Genomic DNA, 20,986 nt, shown 5'->3' with positions numbered 1-20,986 from the left:
GCCCGCGCGAGAAGGCCAGAGTCCGGACAGAGAGCCGGGTGCTTTGCCGCCGAACCTCGAACGGGTCAACGCGGCGGCCAAGCAGGCTGCCCAAACCCGGTTCACGGCCCTGCTGCACCACATCGACGAGGACGCTCTGCTTCGGGCGTTTCGACGACAAAAGCGGCAGGCAAGCGCGGTGGGCGATGGGGTAACGGTGGCGAAGTACGAAGAGGAGCTCACGGATAACCTCCGCGACCTCTGCGCACGAGTCCACACTGGTCGTTATCGGCCACAGCCGGTGCGACGAGTCTACATCCCCAAAGCCGACGGCGGTAAGCGGCCTCTCGGTGTGCCGGCGCTAGAGGACAAGATTGTCCAAAGCGCGGTAGCCGAGGTGCTGAGCGCCGTCTACGAGGCCGACTTCCTCGGGTTCTCCTACGGCTTTCGGCCGGGCGGAATCCTCATATGGCGCTTGACGCCTTGCACACGGCGATCATGAGCCAGCGCGTCCGACGACAAGGTGAAGGCGTTCCTCGCCCGGCCGATCGAGGGTGACTGGCCGTATCTGTGGATCGACGCCACCTACGTGAAGGTACGCCAGCAGGGGCGTATCGTGTCGGTCGCAGTGATCGTCGCTGTTGGCGTCAACAGCGACGGCCGGCGCGAAGTTCTCGGCATGGATATTGGCCCTTCCGAGGCCGAGACGTTCTGGACGGCGTTCCTGCGCAAGCTCGCTCGCCGGGGCTTGCGTGGCGTCAAGTTGGTCGTCTCCGACGCCCATGAGGGCATCAAGGCCACCGTCGCCAAGTGCTCAACGCCGGCTGGCAACGGTGCCGCGTCCACTTCATGCGCAACGCGCTGGCGCGCGCCGGCAAGAGCGGGCGGCGCGTCGTCTCCGCCTTCATTGCCACGGCGTTCGCCCAGGACGATGCCGAGGCCGCACAAGCAAAGTGGCGGAAGGTCGCCGACCAGCTTCGTCCCAAGCTGCCCAAGCTTGCCGGCTTCCTCGACGAGAGCCGAGACCGATGTGCTCGCTTATATGGCGTTCCCGCCGCAACACCGGACCAAGCTCCACTCGACGGATGAGATGGACAAGCCATTTCTTCATGGCCGAGACGACGATTACGGAGATCGCCGTAAGTCCATTCTTTTGTTCGGTCGCGCTGCGGGCCATTCTTCCGTCCCGGCCACCGATCTTGCACCCGCCGCGCGCAGGGCCGGTCAAGGCTGGCCGCGTTTGCGGCCACTGCATGGCTTGGCCTTGACCGGCCCGAGCACGACGGCACGCTGGCGTGGAACGGGGCTGCGTTCCTGGCGTGGCTAGATCTTCCCGTCAGCCGCGATTATGGTTGTCGGGCGCGGGCGACCTCGTGGCGAAGCGTGACGCGTCGGCTGCAAGTGTCACCGGACTGCCTATTTTGTCCTGCCGGATTGAGGCGCCCACGCGCCGGGTTTTGGTCGCCTCGGTTTCCATTGCGACACTAATCGTTCGTAGCTTTGCTCCGCCTGGGCGGCAATCAACATCTCGCGGTCGCGCAGCGCCTTGATGTTGTAGGCATAGGCTGCTCCGCGACGGCTCCCTTTCTGTTGTGGATGTCCGGCTTGAAGTTGCATCGCGCGGGTCTTGTTGGCGACCAGCGCTGGGCGCGCCCACAGGTAACCTTCCGCCTTCGTCAACAAATGCGAACAGAGCACAGTGAGCTTGCGAGCCACGGCGACCGCGGCGATCTGATGGCCGCGCCGGGCGCGGATGCGGACGAAAAACGCATGCAGTGGACCGGGCGCCTTGGCCGCTGCCCAGGCCGCCTCAACCAGCATGGCACGCGCATGACTGCGGCCGATCTTGCTGATACGGCCGTGGTGGGCCGCTCCCAGCTCGGACTGCCGCACCCGCGGGTTCAGCCCGAAATAGCTCACCAGCTTCTGCGGGCTGTTGAATCGGCTGATGTCGCCGACCGCTGCGACGATCCCGGCGGCAACCGCCAGATTCACACCGGTGATCGTCATCAATCTGTTGACCGCGGAATCGTCGATGGCATCCTGCGCGACGTCGCGGTCGAGCAGGGCCAGATCTTCCGCCAGCCGGTCAAGCTCACGGACGTGCCGATCGATGGCTGCTCGCTCATCGTCTGGAAGCTGTTGAGCAGCCAACCACGCTCGGCCGCGAGCGTTGAAGAGATCGGCATGCGGGCACTTTGGGATCAGGTGCGCATGCAGGATCGAATGCACCTCGTTCTTGAGCCGCGTGCGGTGCCGCACGATTTGGTATCGCCGCGCCACCAGTCTGCGCTTGCGTTCGGTCTCCGCGTCAGGAGTCCAGATCTCCGGCAGGTATCCCGCCGCCTGCAGACTGGCGAGCGTGCCAGCGTCGATCTTGTCGGTCTTGACGTGAGCCTGGGCGATCGCCTTCACCTGCAAGGGATTGGCGATAATCACCCGCGCCAAGAATGGCGATTGGTCAGCCATCGCACCTTGCGAGGAGCCTGGATGTCCTCGAACCGCTGCTCGACACAGTGGATCATCATGCCCCTGATCATCTCGCCGGAAATCCCGGCCGTCGTGGTCACTCAGCGATGACCTCGCAGTCATGGCGGTCCAGAGCAAAGGCAACCGCGCGCGATCTCGCCATTCCAGCAGGTGAACTCGATCGCGTCTGAACACCAGCGCTCATTGGAGCGGCTTGTCATGATCGTTCCATCATGGGCCCGCGGGACGCGGCTGTAAATAAGCCCCAGAATGCGCTCCGGGGCGACGTGAGGCCAACCTATTGATCTGGTTCGTGACTTTGGAAGATAGCGGGAGGCCGATCGGCGCCGATCCGGACCTCATCGTGAACGAATTTCCTCGTGCGACATCAGAGCGTTGCGTTCATCTGAGTTGGGGTCCCGCTTCGGTGCTTATTCACAGCCAAGCTGGTCTTTGCGAATCTTGACCGGTTCAACCTCAAACTGGGCTTACTTCTGTCACCGCTGGCAACCGAGCGACCCGGGGTTCTGCAGCGACACTCGTCAGCTGATCGACAGGTGGGCCTGCTAAGGGCAGAACGCTGCCACGTTGACGGTCCTCCGGGATATCGGACCCCGGCCTCCGCGCGCGCGCAGATCCTGGACAACTGGGTTTCGGACAACGCGGGCTCGCACTTGCTGGATTTGTCCTCCCTCTCCCTGACCGCTTTGCCCGCCGCCCTGCCGCCAAGATTGCTTGAACTGCGCGCCAGGCACAACGAGCTAAGCAGCCTGCCCGCTAGCTTCCCAACCGGTCTTCAGCATCTTCTCATTAGCCATAACCGGTTGATCAGTTTGCCGGACGCTCTTCCGGCGACCCTCTCTCGGCTGGAGGTGGCCGATAACAGCTTGACCAGTCTGCCGGCCAACCTTCCGGCTCGGCTCGAGATCCTGAACGCAAGCGACAACCGACTAACTAGCCTGCCGGACGCTCTCCCGAGCAGGCTCACCTCGCTCGCGGTTAGTGGCAATCAGCTGACCGACCTCCCCGACTCCCTCCCATCGGGGCTCATTGAACTCGATGTCAGCAGCAATCAATTGGCCAACCTCCCCGCCCCTCTTCCGAGCACGCTCCAATCGCTCAATCTCAGCGGTAACCGGCTGACCAGCCTACCCGAGGGTCTTTTATCGAGTTTTAGCTACCCGCATTTGGAGAACCTCGAGTTCGGGGATAACCCGCTGCCGGACGACGTCCTCGCTAATCTGGCGGCGGCTGAAGCGCCACCTCAGCTTGCGCAGCAATCTCTGTATGAGGCTGCCGCGCACTGGCTGGGAGACGCCCCCTCGGCACTGGCCGAATGGCAGCACTTTGCGGATGAGCCCGGCGCGCAGGACTACGCACGACCACTGCGCGTCCAGGAACGGCAGGTGCCCATCCAGGGTGCTTTGACGTAATCGAGAACGGCCGCTGCAAGTGGCATCGAGCGCGGCACGCTCACAGGTGTGAGGGAGACGACAAGCGCTCTGCCTGTTTGTGAATCGACGCTGAACATTGACTCCGCACGCGCGAAGTCAATCAAGCACTTGGGACGCCGATCGGCGTCCGGATTCCACGCCGATTCACAGGGGCTTCCGTCAGCGTCGAGCCTTGCAACCGCTTTACGAGAGCGCGCGGTTTCGTCGCACCCTAAGTAGAAACCAACTGTTGCAAACGTATAGGTTGTTTGCAACCCTCGGCTTGGGCCTCAGAAACCTAAGATAGCATCAGTGGCCATCAATGGGCCAGCGTATAACGGCCCCGTTCGGTGGGACGGTGCGCCTATGTCTAAGGGGCACCCCAAAAGCACATTGGCCGTTCAGGATTATGGTTTCTGAACCCCGCGCGCACTGACAGTTCAGGTCCGGTCATCATGAATCAGGCACAGCCGCAGAAGCCGCTTCCCGAAGGCGATACATCCGTCATCAAGGACGAGGAAGCGGGCGCGCGGGGATTGCAGCGCGACTTGCAGGACCGCTTGCAGCCGGCGGACGACGAGCCGGTCAGCGAGCCTGTCAATGATAGCGCCCCCCATCCCCAAGCGCCTGCAGGCTCGGGCCGGTGGGTTCGACGCCTGCTCAAGGTCGGCATTGGCCTCGCCCTCGTCGCGATCTTCGGATGGCTGCCGCTGAAGGCCGTGCTGCAGACCTCGAGCGTCGAGGCCGTGGTCAATGCCAGGATCGTGACCCTGCGCTCGCCGATCGACGGCACCGTGAGTGCGAAGCCGCAGAGCTCCACGCAGCTCAGTGTGGTCCACGAAGGCGATACGATCCTTCATGTCGTCAACGCGCGCGGCGATCGGGTGCGGCTCGACGATCTCCGGCGGCAGATGTCCCGGATGGAGAATGAGCGCCCGAGTCTGGCCGCAAAGCTTGCGGCCGCCGAGACGTCGCAACAGGACCTCGCGCGCCAGGCGGCCCAGTTCCGCGACGGCCGCATCCTCCAGCTCGAGGCGCGCATCGCGGAAATCCAGACCGCGATCGAGGCCGCGGCCGCGCGACGGGAAGAAGCGACGGCGGCGGTTGAACGCGCCTCGTCGCTGATCAAATCGGGCAGCGTCTCGACGGTCGAAATGGCCCGGCTGACGCGCGAGCAGGCGATCGCCCATCAGACCGAGATAGGCGCGCAGCGCCGGCTCGACGCCGCCAAGGTCGAACTCACCGCGGCAAGGAACGGCACCTATCTTGGCGACAGCTACAATGACCGGCCGAGTTCCGTGCAACGCGAAGAGGAGATGCGCCAGCGTGTCAACGATCTGCGCGCCGATCTGGTGCATTCCGATGCGGAGATCGACTGGCTTACCCACGAGATTGCCTCGGAGCAATTGCACTACATCAACCGGGCGGAAGCCGACATCAAGGCGCCGGTCGCCGGGCGCATCTGGGAGATGATGACGTCGCCGGGCGAGGACGTCAGGGCCGGGCAGCCCCTGCTCAAGCTGCTTGATTGCAGCGGTGCGGTGGTCACCGCCAATGTCACCGAAGGCGTCTATAACCGCCTCAGGCTTGGTGAGCAGGCGAGCTTTGAGCCGAACGACGGCAGCGCTTCGATCAAGGGTGAGATCGTCAACCTCACCGGTGCATCGGGGGCGCCCGCGAACCTTGCGATCAATCCGGATGCGCTGAACAAGGAACCGTACCGGGTGACGGTCTCGATGCCGGAGCTCGATACCACGGGCAAGGAATGCGCAGTCGGCCGCACCGGGCGGGTGGTGTTCAACACGGACGCGGCAAAGCCATGATGGCGGCATTCGCGCCCGGGCTGGTCGCCTTCGGCGCCTGTCTTGCGATCCTGCCGATGCTCCGGCGCGAGCAGACGCTGGGGCGCGTCATGATGACCGGCATATCGTTCCTGCTGCTGTTGCACTACTTCGTCTGGCGGGTGACCCAGACCTTGCCGCCGTTGGGGCTCACCGCCGACGCGGTGGTCGGCTATCCCTTCGTGGCGGCCGAGGCGGCCTCGATGATCGCGGTGTGCCTGTCGTTGCTGTTCCTCAGCCGGACCATCGACCGTTCGCCCGCGGTCAATGCCATCCTGCGTCAATCCAAGGCATTGACGGATGCGCCGCGCGTCGACGTCTTCATCTGCACCTACAATGAAGAGAAGGCGATCCTCGAGCGAACCATCATCGGCGCCACTGGGCTGAACTATCCAAATTATCGCGTCTGGGTGCTCGACGACGGACGGCGGCTCTGGCTGCGCCGGCTCGCCCAGGAGCTCGGCTGCAACTATCTGACCCGTCCGGACAACCGCCATGCCAAGGCCGGCAACATCAATCATGCGCTCCAGCACGTTTCCGGGCTGCCGGACCGGCCGGAGTTCGTCTCGATCCTCGATGCGGATTTTGTCCCGATGCCGGACTTCCTGACGCGGGCGATGAGCCTGATGCAGGACGGCACCGTCGGCGTCGTGCAGACGCCGCAGCACTTCATCAATCCGGATCCGATCCAGACCAATCTCGCCGCAACCGACGTCTGGCCCGACGAACAGCGTTTCTTCTTCGACATCCTGATGCCGGCCAAGGACGCCTGGGGCACGGCATTTTGCTGCGGCACCTCATCGCTGATGCGCTTTTCCGGCCTGATGCAGATCGGCGGCTTTCCGACCGATTCAGTCACAGAGGATTATCTCGTCACGCTGCGCCTGAAGGAAAGGGGATTGCGCACGGTCTATCTCAACGAGCGCCTGACCATCGGCCTCGCGCCGGAGGGATTGAAGGAATACATCACGCAGCGCGGGCGCTGGTGTCTCGGCTTCATGCAGATCTTCAGGGGTCGCAGCGGGCCGTTCTCGCGGCAATCGAAGCTCGCCTTCATGGACCGGCTGTCGCTGGTCGACGCCTTCATGAGCTGGGCGGCGGTCTATGGCACCAAGGTTTTCGGCCTCGTCGTGCCGTGGCTCTATCTGCTGTTCGGCATCAAGGCGGTTCACGCCGATCTGTTCGAGCTTCTGAAGTACTTCATGCCGTTCTATGTCTGGCACGCCTTCACCATGGCCTGGATCTCGCGCGGTCGCTCGCTCGCGATCATGACCGACGTGTCGCAATACATCGCAGCCCCCGCGGTCTTGAAGGCGGTCGTGACCGGCCTCGCCAAGCCGCAAGGCCACAAGTTCAAGGTGACGGCCAAGGGCGGCGACCGCAATCGCCGCTTCATCGAGTGGCCGCTGCTGCGGCTCTATGGCAGCGCCTTGCTCATCACGCTGCTGGCGATCGCCTACGCATTCATCCTGCATCTGCGCGGCGACAGCATCGCCTATGGCGGGCTGGCGCTGGCCTGGAGCCTCTATAATTGCGTCGCGCTCGCGATCGTGTGCTTCATTTGCATCGAGCAGCCGCGGCGTCGCAAGGCCGAGCGCTTCGAGCGTGACGAGCCGATCCTGATTCACGAAGGTACGGAGCCGCGGCTGGTCCGGATGGTCGACATTTCGATCTCGGGCGCGCGCTTCATCGATCCCGCCCCTCCCGCAATCGGCGCCTCGATCAAGTGCAATGTCTACGGACAGAACGTGGCCGCGCTCGTGGTCCGCCGCACCCGCGATGGCTTCGGCGTCCGTTTCGAGGACGCGGTTGCGACGCGGATCAATGTCGTGCGCGCATTCTATGCCGGCGAATATGTCCGCGCCTTCCGCAGTGTCCGCGCAGCGCCGGTCGGCAAGGCCCTGCTGATGCGGCTGTTCGGCTAGAGCGGTATGAATGAGGTGGGCCTGCAGCAGTCCCATCCGTCGTCATTCCCCGATGCGCAATTGCGCATCGGGGAATGACGAGTGGAGAGAGGCGACGCGTCAAGCCGCCGGCTTCGCCGCCTGGTCCTCGGTCGACAACAGATGCAGCAGCGCTCTTGATCGCGGCCTGCCGGGTCGGCGCGGTGATCTGGGCGCCGAGCAGGTCGGTGATATAGAACACGTCGCGGGCGCGCTCGCCGAAGGTCGCGACATGCGCCGAGGCGATGTTGAGGTTGAGCTTCGAGGTCGCGGTGGTCAGCTGGTAGAGCAGGCCGGGGCGGTCGAGGCCGGAGACCTAGATTGTGAATCGACGCTGAACATTGACCCCGCACTTAGTCGATTTCCCACGTGAACCTGATCTGATCGCCGACTTGGATCTGATAGGGGGAGCAGAACCAAGCCAAGGAGAAGATATCCCGCGTGCAGGCGCGGCAACCTCTGATAAACGAAAAATATCCAGGGCTGAGCGGATCGATTCTTGAGCAACAGCGAGTATTGGGTTCCTTGAGCTAGCGCGGCGTTCGCCGGCTGCAACGCGCGCCGTTCGTTGGTTAGCTCTTTCTCAGCGTAGCTAATATGGATCGGCATAGGCGTCTCCCCTGATTTTGATCGGCAGCATTGATGATCGCCGATGAGTTACGGTTACATGTGTCGATTTCCCTATCAACAGCGAGAGGTGATAGGTTGACACGCTACCGACGCTAGGTAGCGGATATACGGATCGGAGTTTCGTCAGTCGTGGCTTGGACGAGCCTGATGGCGCGAATAGCATCATCCTTTTTGTGGTAGCTTTCGCCGGAGGTGACGATATAGAGACCATTCCGCGCGTGAAGCTTCCAACGCCATTCCTGGTGCTCGTCTCGGTACAATTCGAAATGCATCGTAAGTCTCCGACGATGGTCAATTCGAAGTCTTCAGTCCTTTACCGTTCGTTCGTCCCTTGGACTAGTCCAAGGGCAGGGACAGCATCAGGTCTTGCGATGGTAGCCTTCACCAGAGCTGGCAATCTTATGGTGATTCCCGCCGTGCAGCGACCAACACCACTCTCGCTTGTCGTCCTGATAGAGGTGGAAATACATCGGTGGTCTCCGGCGATGGTGCGTTCCGCCATACCCATTCGACCACATTCGGTGACCTGAAAAGCCTATGAGAAATGGTAGTTTGCAGCGGATCAGCGGCCGCGCTTACGCCGCTCGCCCGGTTAGCTCGGATAACTGAAATGGACCCTACACTGAGGACCGCTGGGTCCGGTTTCTTAAGTGGAGCCGCTGCCGTTCGTTCTTCTCAATAGCCTTACGCTACTCTTGCTTGCTGCTGTTGTGGCCCTGGGGATGTGGGCAACGCGCAGCGTTGTCCAAGCGTCTCGCTTGCGAGAAGCGTCATATCTACAGCCTCATGGCCATCCGAATAACCCTTGAGATGTCCTCATATTTTAGCGCGCCACAGGCGTTCGATGAACAAGTTGTCTATCCAGCGCCCTGTTGTCGGGCAGAACTATTGTTGTTGGCGGATTGACTGTCTGTAGCCCGATCGAGACAGATCGGGCTGGCCCGCCCGCCCGACTTACTGCGTCTTCAGGAGATTGCAGGCGCTGTCCGCGGCCGGGCGCCAAGCATCTTCGGCCGGAATGGTCCGCGTGATCTCGTAGTAATCATAAGGATATTTTGACTCGATCGACGCCTTTATGCGCGCGGCATAGAGCGGTCGCATCACCTGACCGTCGGCGCGGATCCTAACATTCTTCATCTCGAAATCATTAGCCGGGGTGTTCTTCATCTGTCGCACCACCGCCTCGCCTTCGTCCGTCTGCGCCGCGGCAATCGCCTTGAGATAGTGCATAACTGCACTGTAGGTGCTCGCGTGCGCCTCGTTCGGGATCAGCCATCGAATGCTGCCTCGTAGCGCTTCGCGAAGGCGCGCGTCTCGTCTGTCCTATCCCGGTAAAACGTGGTGGTCAGACGTACATTCTGCAGCGGCTGCAGGCCGATGCTGTGCGTCTGATTGATCATCAATCCCAGCGGAGCTAGCTGCTGCTTCTGCGTGAGCCCGAACTCCTCAGCCTGCTTCAGGGCATTGGCGAAGTCTGCCCCCGAATCGGGCAAAGCGACGACCTTTGCACCGCTCGATTGAGCCGTCAGGAGAGCAGACGCGAAATCGGAAGAATGGCGGAGCGGCGGCGCAGCTCCCGCTTGCCACTCTCAGGCCTGGAATCGCAGAAGGCCTCGAGGAAGATCCAGATCCATGCATCGACCAGCAAGGAGCCTTCCTCCGAAGTGACTGTCAAAGATTACGCAGCCCCTTGGCGATCGCTTGGCCAACCTCTCGCTTAGCCTGATGACCATGAATTATCAAGAAGAACCAACCAATTGGCATGCCGACCTCACGGTCGATGGGCTTCGACGCGGTCCATCAGGATACGGACCGACGCGTCGCCAGCGATGAGCCTCTCTTCCGGCAAATGCAGCGGGCACAGCACGAACCCGATCTCGAGCGTACCTTTATCGTCATAGTCGTAGATGTTGAACGCCCAGCGCGCGTAGATCCGCTCGGCCGAAGCACTTGCCCGCCCCGCCCAAGCATTCGATAGAGCCAACCGGCGATTACCTTCTCGCGGATATATCCTCGTGCGTGATCCATGACGGATCGAGTAACTCGTCCTTGCCGTAAGCCAATCTCACAGGTTGCGTTAGGGAACCTACAAGGTTTGGCAGGCGGCTAACTCAACCAGCTTAGGTATCCTACGGCCCCGGTCGCGCAGTGCGGGGACATCCCAGACGAAGGAGATCGCAGATGGCCTACAAGAAACTCGCCAATCAAAGCGGGCTGACGCTTACGGTTTTGCTCATTACGCGTGTTGACTCGGAGCCGAACCGGTAACGGACCGATTGTGGCGGCGGCACTACCGGGGGGCGGTAGGCAGACGATTGAGTACGGTAATACGCAGACTCCTTTCCAACGGGATCGTGATTTCCTTGTCTTTCGATGGACGTTTTCGAGCGCCTCGCAGACCGTGACAACTCGCGGGAGGGGCCGGAATAATCTGCTGAAGACACGACACGTTGACCCAGCGGAGCGGGCGGCCTGAACGCGGTGGGCTCGAAACATAAACGCAGTCCGCGGCGCTGCTGATCCCGGCGGCGGCGGGAGCTGGCCGCTGCTGGACGACAAGGCCGACCCTATCCGCGCCGCCGCCTGCTCGATGGGGTGCCGCAGGACGGAAAGGTCAAGCTCATGCCTCCGTCGCAGCGGTGATCGCGGGCTCCGAGTTGTTGAACGGCCTCCGGCCGCGACGCATCCTGGTTCCTTCAACTGGCTAGTACACAAGGACCGAAGGTGCTCTGGGACAGTATCCTTCGGAGACGCTCAAGTGTCCACGAAACGATCTGACGTCATCATGGGAGACGGTATTGCATATGAGCACCAATCTTGCGGTACACGAACCGAGCAACGCGCTCCGGCTGGTGACACAGGCGTATATGAGCCTTCTCCTCATCGCCTTCGCCTTGATGCCTGCCCAGTTCATTGCCTACCTGTATTTCCAGCAGGATTCCACGCTAAAATTCGAAAATCACCCATTCCATGAATTCGCGATTGCCCTCGCCACCCTCGAAGGGCTGTTCGTCACCTATGTGACGTGTCGCTGCTACCGGTCTTCCGGCGAACCTCTGTTGCGTTGGTTGACGCTGGGTTTTCTCGGCTTCGTATTGATCTATTTACTGCACGGCGCCTTCACCAGGATGGCACACCGCAACATCTGGCTGTTTCTGCTCTATGGACCGGCGTCGCGTCTCGCGATGTCGATTCTTCTCTTCGTTGGGCTGCTCAGCTATAACCAGCCATCAGACGAGGTCGAGAAGCGTTCGGATGCGCGCACATGGCTGATGTGGACCGGCCTGTTCCTGACCGTGGATATAGCTGTCGCATTGATCGCCTACTCCCCCTATGCGGGACACCCGGCGGTACGCTTGTCCATGGAGGGCGGTGCACTGGTGTTCAGCGCGCTGAACGTCGCGGTCATGCTCATGCGAGGGATTCACTCGCCGCTCATGCTTGTTTTCGGCATCTCGGTCGCGTGGTTTGCGTTATCGTCGCTCGCATTCATTCTGGCGGCACCGTGGAATCATATGTGGTGGCTCGCCCACGCGATCTTTGCTGGCGGGTTCTTCCTGCTCAGCTATGGCGTTGTCCAGGCTTTCCGAACGACGCAATCCTTCTCGACCATCTATAGCCAGGAAGAAATGATGGCCCGCCTGGCCGATTCGATGGCCGACACTCAAAGGGCGCTACAGCAAGTGCAGGTGAGCAATCAAAGGTTAGAACGCCTTGCCGCCACCGACCCACTGACCGGTGCCGGAAATCGGCGACACTTCCTCGACCATATCGGCGCCGAAATCGCGCGGGCCAAACGAACCGGTGCTCCATTATCTCTGCTGTCGCTCGATCTCGACCATTTCAAGGATATCAATGACTCACGTGGTCACAGCGTCGGCGATGGGGTGCTCCGCGCATTTGTGCGAAAGTGTCTGGAGGCAATTCGCCCTTATGACTCTGTCGCACGCGTGGGCGGTGAAGAATTCATGGTCTTGCTGCCCGGGGCGACGCTCGACACGGCTTACGCGGTAGCCGAACGCCTTCGATCGACGATTGAAGGCACTGCATTCGACGTCGAAGCTCAGCCGTCGGTCGGCGTCACCATCAGCGTTGGGGTGTCGGAGTTCGGGCGCGATGGAGACACGCTTGACGGATTGCTGAACGTCGCCGATCAGCGGCTCTATCGCGCAAAACATGAAGGTCGCAATCGTGTGATTGCCGCGTAAGCTTCATTCATTCGCGCGCTTAGCCTCAGGCGCTCCGCGCCGTGGCGCTCATTTTCGCTGTCATTCTCCAGGTCAGATCCGAAGCTCCACTTACCAATTTCTCTTCGTCGACCATCGCGAAAGCGAGAAAGTTTTTCGGAATGAGTCCGGAGCAGGACAATGGCTTCTCGGTCAGAAAGTTCGCGCTGAAGCTGGTAGAGCAGGCGCGCCGCATTCTTCGTTGCTCAAAAAGCTCGGTAAAATCCAGTTGCCGGAGATCGCCTATACCGCACTAACCCAGGCAAGCGACTATGCCGGCACCTTCTAGGTGGAGCGCGGCTTAACTGGGACGGTTCTCGGGAGTCGCGCAGCCGGTCGAGGAAGAGTCGAAGAAGAATCATAACGTCGGCCGCAATCGCCCATTCATCAATTGCGTGATCCTGCGCCTGGACAGCGCGTTCTATCGATCCTCGGGCAGATGCTGGCGGGCAAGGTGGGTGATCGCGACCGCAGCAGTGTCGACAACCGTCTGTTCGTGAACGGGGTTGTGGGTTCCGCGGTCCGGCGCCTACTGGCAGCACCTGCACCTGCCGGAGCGCTATGGCAAGTGGAACAGCGTGCCTGCGCGGTTTCCCGCTGGCCAAAGCGGCGTGTGGGAGAAAGTGTTTGCCGAACTGATCCGGGATCGCGACAATAAATACCTGATGCTCGACACCACTCTGGTTCGCGTCCACCAGCAGGCCGCGAGCGGAGAAGGGGGCCAAAACTCAAGAACTCGGGCGCTCCGGAGGTTGTTTGACGACCAAGATCCAGATGCTCCGCAACGGCCTCGGTCGTCTCATGGCCGGTCAACGACACGGCAATCTCACTACGAAAGCCCTGCTCGAAGGCTTTGAGGCCGAGGCCGTGCTAGCCGACAGGGCCTATGACTACAACGACATCTGCGCAAAACCATCGCAGACAGGAACTCCCAAGCAGATTTCCTCAGCCGCTCTCGCAAGGTCCCGATCCCCCACGACGAAACGATCTACAAGCTGAGAAACCGCATCGAGCGCTGCTCAACAAGCTCAAAACACTTCCGCCGCTTCGCTACGCGATTCGACCGACGGGCCGAACTTCCTCGCGTTTGTCCACCTCGCCGCAATCTGCTTTTGGCTTCAATGAATGTGGAGTCGTCCTAGCTATACGCCCAACCAACGCGCTCCTGAGGCGGCGCTGTATCGTAGCAACCGAATTCGGCATGGCGTTCAGTTCTGAGCGGGACAGCAGCGGGGTCTTTGCATTCAGAAGCCCAAGTTTTTTGACGGACGCGGGCCGACGAGGTCGGGAGGGCGAATCGTCCCCTTCGTGCGGCGATGCGTGAATAGCTTACCTCACCGCAGAGGGTGGCTGTGTTTTGCGACGATCCAGCATCTTCGATCCCTCGCGGAACGACCTCGACCAGGATTTCTTGGCAAAGTCCAAGTGGCACTTCTTAGCCTGAAAGTGGATTGTCCTTTTCGCCGTCAGTGACTTCTCCGAAAATCAATAAGAGCGCGAAGGCCCAGCCAGCCCACTTCCATTGGCTTTGCATACGTCCACGCCGTGCCGAATGAGGTGGGTATGACAAGTTGGAGATTGTGGTACCTTGTGAAGGTTGATGATCGGAACTGAGCAGCGAACCAAGCACGTCGGCAAATGAACGCGGAGAACAACTTCGCGGCGCGGCTCATTGACGCCGGTCGCCTCGCAGCAATAGCACGTACATGCGGTCTGAAAGCTGACGTCTCATATTACGTCAATGAGGCGCTCAAAGAGCTTTGGCGAAGCAGGTCGCCCGACGAGGCAAAGAGGATCGCTGAGCGCTGGGTCTTGTGGGACGCAGAAGGGAGGCCGTGGCCGCGCCTGCCATCGCTGAAAAACGTGGTTCCGTTCTATCGCGCCGGCGCGGCACAGGTATCGATTGTGAATCGGCCGGTGACGCCACTGCATGCAGTCCGGAACTGGTTCGAAGGCCAGAATGAGGAGGTACGATGCGAGATCGCTGGCATGGCAGCGCTTCTGGTCTTGGAAGGTGGTGGTCTTCTCGAATGCAGCAGCAAAGGGTGGTGTGACCATCTTCGGAGGTGGCTGAGCGAGGCGGGATTGCCAGCCCATACGATCATCGGCCGCGCTTTGAGGTTCCGGACCTGTTTTGAGTATTTCGCGGAGAGCAGGTTCACCGAGTCGGGCTGGAGACGGTCCGAAGCGGCCGCTCTCAAAATTCTCGAAGATGCCAAGCGCGACCCGAACTCGGAAGCTGTGCGGTTTGTACCAATTGCCCGAAAACTGCTTGATACCTTGCCCGCTCGAAAAATCCGTTGGATGGAAGTACGGAAGTCCTGGAGAGAACTGGCGAACGCCAGCCTCACAGCCCGGGCTCTCAGGGTATGGAGCGCCTCACAGATGAGATAGGAGGTAGCACGGACCCTGGTTCAGAAGTGTGGCGCCATTATAGCGCGACAATCAGGATGAGAGCGGCGCGTCAATCAAGATGAGACGAGGCGGCCGAGTCAGGAGATAATTGACGCTGGCCGCCTACTTGGCAAGCGTTGATTGACGCTGCGCGACAATCAAGCGGCGCTGCCAGCGTCAATCACAGTCTTGTCGAGTTCGTTGGGGGTCGTGTGAACAGGTGGCCGGCCTGGACCGCGCTTGCGATCGAGGGCAACTTTTCGACGGTAACTTTCGACGTTCATCTCGAGGATCGTGGCGTGGTGGACCAAACGATCGATGGCAGCCAACGTCATTGCCTGGTCCGGGAAGATACGCCCCCATTCGCCAAATGGCTGATTGGCCGTGATCAGCAGCGAGCGTCGTTCGTAGCGGGCGGCGATCAACTCGAACAGCACACTGGTTTCCGCCTGATCCTTGCTCACATATGTGATGTCGTCGAGGATCAGGAGGTCATAGCGATCGAGTTTGGCGATCGCGGACTCCAGCGCCAGCTCGCGCCGCGCGACCTGCAGCCGTTGCACCAGATCAGTGGTGCGCGCGAAGAGAACGCGCCAACCGTTCTCGACGAGAGCCAGGCCGATCGCCGTGCCGAGATGGGTCTTGCCGCCGCCCGGTGGACCGAACAAGAGCAAATTGGCGCCGGCCTTCAACCAGGCGTCGCCAGCGGCGAGCGCCATCGCCTGTGCCTTTGATAGCATCGGCACGCTTTCGAAGTCGAAGGTGGCGAGCGTCTTGCCGGCGGGCAAACGCGCTTCCACCATGTGTCGCTCGATCCGACGGCGGGTGCGATCGGCCGCCTCGTGCTCGGCAAGGGCGGCGAGGAAGCGGGCGGCAGGCCACCCTTCCTTGTCCGACTGTGCGGCGAGCTTCGGCCAGATCGCCTTGACGCCCGGCAGGCGGAGCTCATTGAGAAGCAGCTCGACACGGGCAGCATCGACGGAGGTAGCGATACCGGTCATGCTGCCTCTCCCAGGTTCGAGCGGCCCGACATGACGCTGACGGAGGCGAGTTCATCGTAGACGTCGAGCGGCGCCAGCTTGACGGCGACACGCGGGATCGAGGCCGCCTCGGGTCGGAAGCGGTCGCGCAGCGCGGCAAGATCGGGTAACTGTCCGGCGTCCAGATCCATCGCGATCACCTCGGCGAGTTCTGCTTCGCAGGCGCGCTCGTGAGCCAGCGCCAGAAGCTCGACCGTCACCTTGCAGGCGCGCCGGTCATCACCATGCTCCCGCAAGGTCTCGAACAGACGTTTGTAAGCTGCACGCGGGAAGAGTTGGTCGCGATAAACGAGATTGAGGAGCGCCATCGGCTTGCGCCGCAGGGCATGGATGACGTGCCGGTAATCCACAACATGACCGCCCTGGCTCTCGGACACAGGCCGACCGCGCCGCAGCGTCACGACCGGCGTGACGCCAAGGAAGCATTCGAGCCGGTCGTCGAAGATGCGCACACGCAGGCGATGGCCGATCAATCTTGAAGGCACGGTGTAGAATACGCGCCGCAGGATGAAGCCGCCTGACGACGTCACCGGGATCACTTTCTCCTCGAAGTCGGTCGTGCGGCCTTTTGGCAGCGGCGCCAAGGCCTCCTTCTCGAGCGCGATCGGCTTGGCGAGGTTGGCGTTGCGCCGGCCGACAATCTCGTCGACAAAAGCCCGGTACGCATCGAGACTGGCGAACTCGCGCGTCCCCCGCAGCAACAGCGCATCTTCCAGTGCCCGCTTGAGATGGCCGTGCGCGCTCTCGATCGAGCCGTTCTCATGTGCGATGCCCGCATTGTTGCGCGTTGGCGCCATGCCATAGTGGCCCATCAGCCCGGCGTAGCGCTGCGTCAGATCCCCCCGTGCGTCGGCGGCCAGATTGCGGAATGCTGCCGACAGGCTGTCGCTGCGATGCTCCCGCGGCACGCCGCCAAGCGCCCACAGCGCGTTCTGCAAGCCCTCCGCCAGGGCGACGAAGCTTTCGCCGCCGAGCACGACATGGACATGCTCGAAGCCGGAGAACGCCAACCGGAAGTGATAGAGCCGGTGATCGAGCGGCTCACCCGCGATGGTAATACCGAGCGCGCTCACGTCGGTGAAGTCGGACAGACCCAGGCGGCCGGGCTCGTGCTGCTGGCGGAAGATCACGTCCTGTTCGGGGCCGTTGAGCGCCCGCCAGGCGTTGATGCGCCGCTCCAGCGTGCGGCGGATGTTCGGGTTCAAGTCATGATGCCGTCGGCGCAGCTCGTCCAGCACGCCGATCACGCGGATGCCGGGCGCAGCCTTCAGGATCGGAACGATCTCGGCGTCCCAATACTGCCCGAGCGGATCGGACCGGCGCCGGCCCCTCGGCGTCTTCTTCTGCGATGGCGGGCGACAATCGCCCTCGATTCGATACGCGCTTGCCTTCGAGAACCCCGCCTTGGCCGCGGCGGCCTCGGGGGACAGTGTCAGTCGGTACGTCATGTACAGCCTCATCTGGTGGTCGGTGATGTGGAGGCCAGGCAAGGCATCGATTCCCTCTTGTCGAGACGAACCAACAGCTTGCACCAGCCGCACCCGGCCGCCAGACGGGTCCAAAAACGCGCGACGCCGATGGGGACGGTCCTCCGGTCGGGCTGCGCCCTCCCTTCGGTCCGTCCCCATCGGCGCAGTCTCACCTTGATTGTCGCTGGAGTCTCACCCTGATCGCCGCCGCGCACGCCATCCCGAAAGACTTTCGCGATGCGCAAAGACCGGTACGTGCTTGCGCTCGAACTCAACCCGGCCGCTGGCCAAGCACCTTGTAAGGTCGCCTTGGGCATCTTCGTACTGACGTATGGTCGACTTCGGCAAAAGCGACAACTGGCACCGTCTCAATTTCCGTCTTGTCCGGTTGCTTTCTGTCTTGTCTGGTTGAAGACGGAGATGGTTGTAAGCCCGACATGACGGCGCTCCTATTCCGTCTTCAAGCAAAGCCCGCAATCAGCTTTTGCGCGCCGCGCAGCCGCTGCTGGTATGGCTTGATCCAATTCGATGATCGCGGCGCCGTTGCTGCTTATGGTCAGGCGCTCGACGGCGACTGCATGTGGCTGTGCACCCCGAAGGGCTTCTGGCGCTTGTTGATTATGATGCAGTCCGGGAGCTGTGCTTCGCGATCATATTGTTTTGCACGGCGCCATCGGCGCGCCGATTGCATAGACATTCCAACCGCTAGATGCTGGCGAACTTTATGTCCTCTGCTTCTCTCGTTTCTCGCCTTAATCCACCGAAGCAGGCGGCTCCTCGCGAGGCCTATTTGGTCGGAACAGGCATCGCCTGCCCTGGCCGCAGCGGCTTACCTCGTCAAGGAGGGCGGGCTATCCGGCCCGAATGTCGTCCTGTTCGAGCAAATGGAGCAGTTCGGCGGAAGCCTCGACGCACATGGCGATCCGAAGGACGGATATGTCATGCGCGGCGGGCGCATGTTCGAGGAAAAGTTCAACTGTACCTACGACTTGTTATCCTTCATTCCCTCGATTGCCGACGAGACCAAATCGGCGAAGGACGAACTGAGAAAGATCGGCTCGACCTGATCGCGCTTTGCGCGGCTCCAGAATCGGTGCTCGACGCCAGGACGATCCAGAACTGGTTCGAACCCCACTTTTCCGCAGCAAGTTCTGGCTCATCTGGTCTACAACCTTTGCATTTGCGCCATGGCACAGTGCCGTCGAGTTCAAGCGATACTGTCTGCGCTTCCTGCATCTGTTCTCGACGATCGACACTTTCGCGGGGATCTACCGCACCCAGTTCAACCAGTTCGACGCCATCGTCCGTCCGACCGTCGCATGGTTGACGGCGCGGGGCGTGCGGCTGGAGATGGGGACGGAAGTGACCGATGTTGATATTGTCACCGAAGGCGGGAAGAAGGCCGCGACGCGCTTGCGCTATCGGCATTGCGGCGAAGATCGCGCCATCGATCTGGCCGAACGGGATCTTGTGTTCGTGACCAACGGGTCAATGACATCCGATACGAGCTACGGTTCGATGGACACGGTTCCCGTGCTGAATACGGAGCGAACCGGAGGGCGTGGGCGCCTGGCTGCCAAGAGTCCGGATTTCGGCCACCCCGCCGCCTTCGCTTCCAGGATCGGTCAGTCCAAATGGGAATCGTTCACAGTCACCGCGGACGACTCGAGCTTCTTCGACCGGCTAGAAGCCTTCTCCGGCAGTAAGGCCGTCAAAGGCGAGAATCCCAATTGGCTCGGGACCATTGTCCTTAAATCGGCAACCGCACTTTTACGAACAGCCGAATAATGTGTGGGTGTGGTGGGGCTATGGGCTCTACCCGGACATGTCGGGTAACTTCGTGCATAAGCCCATGTCGGAGTGCACGGGGCGTGAAATTCTCATCGAATTGCTTTCGCACCTGTCAATCGGCCCTTTAATTGCGGTTTGTTGTCAAGCTTACATTTCTGAACTCGCCCACGGCACGGAGGTAGTGCTCGCGCCGTCGGAGCTGGTCCGGGTTGCGGAGACGGCTCGGGCGCGGCTGATACGTGCTTTGCCGGCCAGGCATTGGATCGCCGGGGCTGGTTGATGTCTTCGCTGGGGTCACGGTCCTTTCCGAGGTCGCGCAGCGCCTCATGATGATGTCCGGGTCGGGCGCCTCAACGTTTGCAGCGGAGTGCGGACGAGCCGCCACCAGCCGATTGACCGAGGTCGCCACAACACCGTCCCAGCGGGACATCGCCAGTCCGGCAGCCCGGACCAGGAACTTTACAAGATCGGATCAGGCTTCCTTCGCCTGGCCCCAGTCGAACGATGTGCCGTCGACCCAGATACAGTGAAGAACGATGGCGATTTTGCGCGCGATGGCGACCTTTGCCTTTCGCATGCCAATCCGATTGGCGAGCTTCATGCCCCAAGCCTTGAGAGAGGACCATTTCTTCGTTCGATAAAGCAGGACGGTCGCCGCCTCGTACAGGTACGTTCGGAGAAGACGGTCGCCCCATCGTGATATCTTGCCATTGATGTCAGTTTCACCAGACTGGTTTCGTCGGGGCGTAAGACCCAGATAGGCGCCGACGCTTGATGCCGATCGGAAGCGCGATGGGTCGTCGATCGTATGGCGGAAGGCCAAGGCGGTCACCACGCCGACACCAGGAACCGTCATCAGGCGGCGCGTCGTCTCATCCGACTTCGTCAACTGGCGGACTTCGTCGTCGAACTTGCTTTGCTGCTTGCAGATCTGCTCATGGATCGACAGAAGCGGCGCGATCACACCGAGGAGTTGATGATCTTCGCCCAATAGCTCGCAGACCTGATTGCGAAACTTCAGTCCGATCGCGCGTGGGAAGAGCAAGCCGTATTCTTTGATAAGACTGCGGACCTGGTTCTCGATATCTCGACGAATGGCCACGAGCCGAGATCTCGCGATGAGTATCGCGCGGATCTTCTGACTTTCCTCACTCTTGACTTTGACTTCTCGATACCAGCCAACCCGCACCAATTCGGCCAGACCTCGAGCATCATTCCGATCGCTCTTGTTCATGCGTACGGACAAAGCCGCGTGGGCATGCCGCGCGTCGATGCAGACCACCGGAAGATCAACCCTACGAAGTTCATGCCATAGCCAACTCGCCATCGCCCCGGTCTCAAATCCGATGCGCTCCGCTTGTGGCGCCCGCTTGCGAAGCAGTGCCGTGAGCGCCCCCGGGTCGGACTTGGCCTTTCCCTCGAACAAGACCTGACCCACTTCGTCGACCACACATACTGACGTTTCTCTTTGCGAGACATCCAGCCCAACATATTGCTTCATAGCCCCCTCCGATTCGCGAGATTGCGGGAAGGCTTGAAGATAGCGGACCTTTCGAGCCGCGGGCGCCGACCGCAATTACGTCATCGTTTGCAAATTTGACCCCCGCATTGCCTCACCCAGAATGTTACTGGACAACTTTTCGCCGATGATTGGGGCGGTGCCATCGAATTGGTTCGGTGGCGTCTATGCGGGAAAGATCAGCATGCGCGCGCGGCGCGAGGTGGTGTCGGCGGTAACGGAGCGTTACCGGTCGGCCAAACGAGCGGAGAA

16 protein-coding genes and 4 pseudogenes are annotated in these 20,986 nt (G+C 61.3%); 10 read left to right on the top strand and 10 right to left on the bottom strand.

Going from position 1 to position 20,986, the window contains the following annotated elements:
• Nucleotides 1-43 precede the first annotated feature (43 nt).
• Nucleotides 44-481 (top strand): hypothetical protein, encoded by a 438-nt coding sequence (locus V5279_RS08275; protein ID WP_338696358.1) that lies wholly within the window; start codon nucleotides 44-46, stop codon nucleotides 479-481.
• 12 nt (nucleotides 482-493) lie between these two features.
• Nucleotides 494-1,078: pseudogene (locus V5279_RS08270) on the top strand (IS256 family transposase); the annotation flags it as partial.
• 328 nt (nucleotides 1,079-1,406) lie between these two features.
• Here V5279_RS08270 and V5279_RS08265 read toward each other — a convergent pair.
• Nucleotides 1,407-2,436 (bottom strand): annotated as a pseudogene (locus V5279_RS08265) (IS110 family transposase); the annotation flags it as partial.
• Between the two features lie 611 nt (nucleotides 2,437-3,047).
• Between V5279_RS08265 and V5279_RS08260 the strand changes: the two are divergent.
• The 3 genes and pseudogenes from V5279_RS08260 to V5279_RS08250 form a co-directional block, all read left to right on the top strand.
• A pseudogene (locus V5279_RS08260) lies at nucleotides 3,048-3,830 on the top strand (E3 ubiquitin--protein ligase); the annotation flags it as partial.
• 506 nt (nucleotides 3,831-4,336) lie between these two features.
• Nucleotides 4,337-5,704 carry an HlyD family secretion protein gene (locus tag V5279_RS08255; protein ID WP_338696352.1) on the top strand — a complete coding sequence of 456 codons (1,368 nt, stop codon included), beginning with the start codon at nucleotides 4,337-4,339 and terminating at the stop codon, nucleotides 5,702-5,704.
• Nucleotides 5,701-7,647, top strand: a complete 1,947-nt coding sequence (locus V5279_RS08250) for a glycosyltransferase (protein WP_338696350.1) — start codon at nucleotides 5,701-5,703, stop codon at nucleotides 7,645-7,647. Before V5279_RS08255 ends, V5279_RS08250 begins: the two co-directional genes overlap by 4 nt.
• A gap of 99 nt (nucleotides 7,648-7,746) precedes the next feature.
• On the opposite strand, the pseudogene V5279_RS08245 reads toward V5279_RS08250, so the two are convergent.
• From V5279_RS08245 to V5279_RS08225, 6 genes and pseudogenes are all read right to left on the bottom strand, one after another.
• A pseudogene (locus V5279_RS08245) lies at nucleotides 7,747-7,981 on the bottom strand (hypothetical protein); the annotation flags it as partial.
• Nucleotides 7,982-8,387: 406 nt separating this feature from the next.
• Entirely contained in the window at nucleotides 8,388-8,567 is a 180-nt protein-coding gene (locus V5279_RS47045; protein ID WP_414645700.1) for a YegP family protein, read from the bottom strand.
• A gap of 682 nt (nucleotides 8,568-9,249) precedes the next feature.
• Nucleotides 9,250-9,525 carry an ABC transporter substrate-binding protein gene (locus V5279_RS08240; protein ID WP_338696348.1) on the bottom strand — a complete coding sequence of 92 codons (276 nt, stop codon included), beginning with the start codon at nucleotides 9,523-9,525 and terminating at the stop codon, nucleotides 9,250-9,252.
• 38 nt (nucleotides 9,526-9,563) lie between these two features.
• Nucleotides 9,564-9,788 (bottom strand): ABC transporter substrate-binding protein, encoded by a 225-nt coding sequence (locus V5279_RS08235; RefSeq protein WP_414645909.1) that lies wholly within the window; start codon nucleotides 9,786-9,788, stop codon nucleotides 9,564-9,566.
• Between the two features lie 32 nt (nucleotides 9,789-9,820).
• The gene (locus tag V5279_RS08230; protein ID WP_338696346.1) at nucleotides 9,821-9,943 is read right to left on the bottom strand and encodes a hypothetical protein; all 123 of its coding nucleotides are present in this window, start codon (nucleotides 9,941-9,943) and stop codon (nucleotides 9,821-9,823) included.
• Nucleotides 9,944-10,066: 123 nt separating this feature from the next.
• A complete protein-coding gene (locus V5279_RS08225; RefSeq protein WP_338696344.1) occupies nucleotides 10,067-10,279 on the bottom strand; it encodes a hypothetical protein in 213 nt (70 codons plus the stop codon).
• 820 nt (nucleotides 10,280-11,099) lie between these two features.
• On the opposite strand from V5279_RS08225, the gene V5279_RS08220 reads away from it, so the two are divergent.
• Nucleotides 11,100-12,503 (top strand): GGDEF domain-containing protein, encoded by a 1,404-nt coding sequence (locus V5279_RS08220; RefSeq protein WP_338696342.1) that lies wholly within the window; start codon nucleotides 11,100-11,102, stop codon nucleotides 12,501-12,503.
• A 1,656-nt stretch (nucleotides 12,504-14,159) separates the two neighbouring features.
• Nucleotides 14,160-14,915, top strand: a complete 756-nt coding sequence (locus tag V5279_RS08215; protein WP_173640836.1) for a hypothetical protein — start codon at nucleotides 14,160-14,162, stop codon at nucleotides 14,913-14,915.
• A 158-nt stretch (nucleotides 14,916-15,073) separates the two neighbouring features.
• On the opposite strand, the gene istB is transcribed toward V5279_RS08215, so the two are convergent.
• Together istB and istA are read right to left on the bottom strand one after the other, a co-directional pair.
• On the bottom strand, nucleotides 15,074-15,916 hold the full coding sequence (gene istB / locus V5279_RS08210; protein WP_176535476.1) for an IS21-like element helper ATPase IstB: 843 nt from the start codon (nucleotides 15,914-15,916) through the stop codon (nucleotides 15,074-15,076).
• On the bottom strand, nucleotides 15,913-17,445 hold the full coding sequence (istA, locus tag V5279_RS08205; RefSeq protein WP_422389058.1) for an IS21 family transposase: 1,533 nt from the start codon (nucleotides 17,443-17,445) through the stop codon (nucleotides 15,913-15,915). The genes istB and istA overlap by 4 nt, the downstream gene beginning before the upstream one ends.
• Before the next feature lie 416 nt (nucleotides 17,446-17,861).
• On the opposite strand from istA, the gene V5279_RS08200 reads away from it, so the two are divergent.
• The 3 genes from V5279_RS08200 to V5279_RS08190 are packed head-to-tail and all read left to right on the top strand — an operon-like array spanning nucleotide 17,862 to nucleotide 19,495.
• The gene (locus V5279_RS08200; protein ID WP_338696339.1) at nucleotides 17,862-18,491 is read left to right on the top strand and encodes an oleate hydratase; all 630 of its coding nucleotides are present in this window, start codon (nucleotides 17,862-17,864) and stop codon (nucleotides 18,489-18,491) included.
• 7 nt (nucleotides 18,492-18,498) lie between these two features.
• A complete protein-coding gene (locus V5279_RS08195; RefSeq protein WP_338696337.1) occupies nucleotides 18,499-19,212 on the top strand; it encodes an oleate hydratase in 714 nt (237 codons plus the stop codon).
• Between the two features lies 1 nt (nucleotide 19,213).
• Nucleotides 19,214-19,495 carry an oleate hydratase gene (locus tag V5279_RS08190; protein ID WP_338696335.1) on the top strand — a complete coding sequence of 94 codons (282 nt, stop codon included), beginning with the start codon at nucleotides 19,214-19,216 and terminating at the stop codon, nucleotides 19,493-19,495.
• Nucleotides 19,496-19,687: 192 nt separating this feature from the next.
• Here V5279_RS08190 and V5279_RS08185 read toward each other — a convergent pair whose 3' ends face one another.
• Complete coding sequence (locus V5279_RS08185) at nucleotides 19,688-20,716, bottom strand: IS110 family transposase (protein WP_338696333.1); 1,029 nt, start codon at nucleotides 20,714-20,716, stop codon at nucleotides 19,688-19,690.
• Between the last annotated feature and the right edge of the window lie 270 nt (nucleotides 20,717-20,986).

It is taken from the genome of Bradyrhizobium sp. 26S5, from assembly GCF_036923295.1.
Taxonomy (GTDB): domain Bacteria; phylum Pseudomonadota; class Alphaproteobacteria; order Rhizobiales; family Xanthobacteraceae; genus Bradyrhizobium; species Bradyrhizobium septentrionale.
Note: the sequence above shows the minus strand (reverse complement) of the source record. Positions and strands in the feature narration are given on the sequence as shown.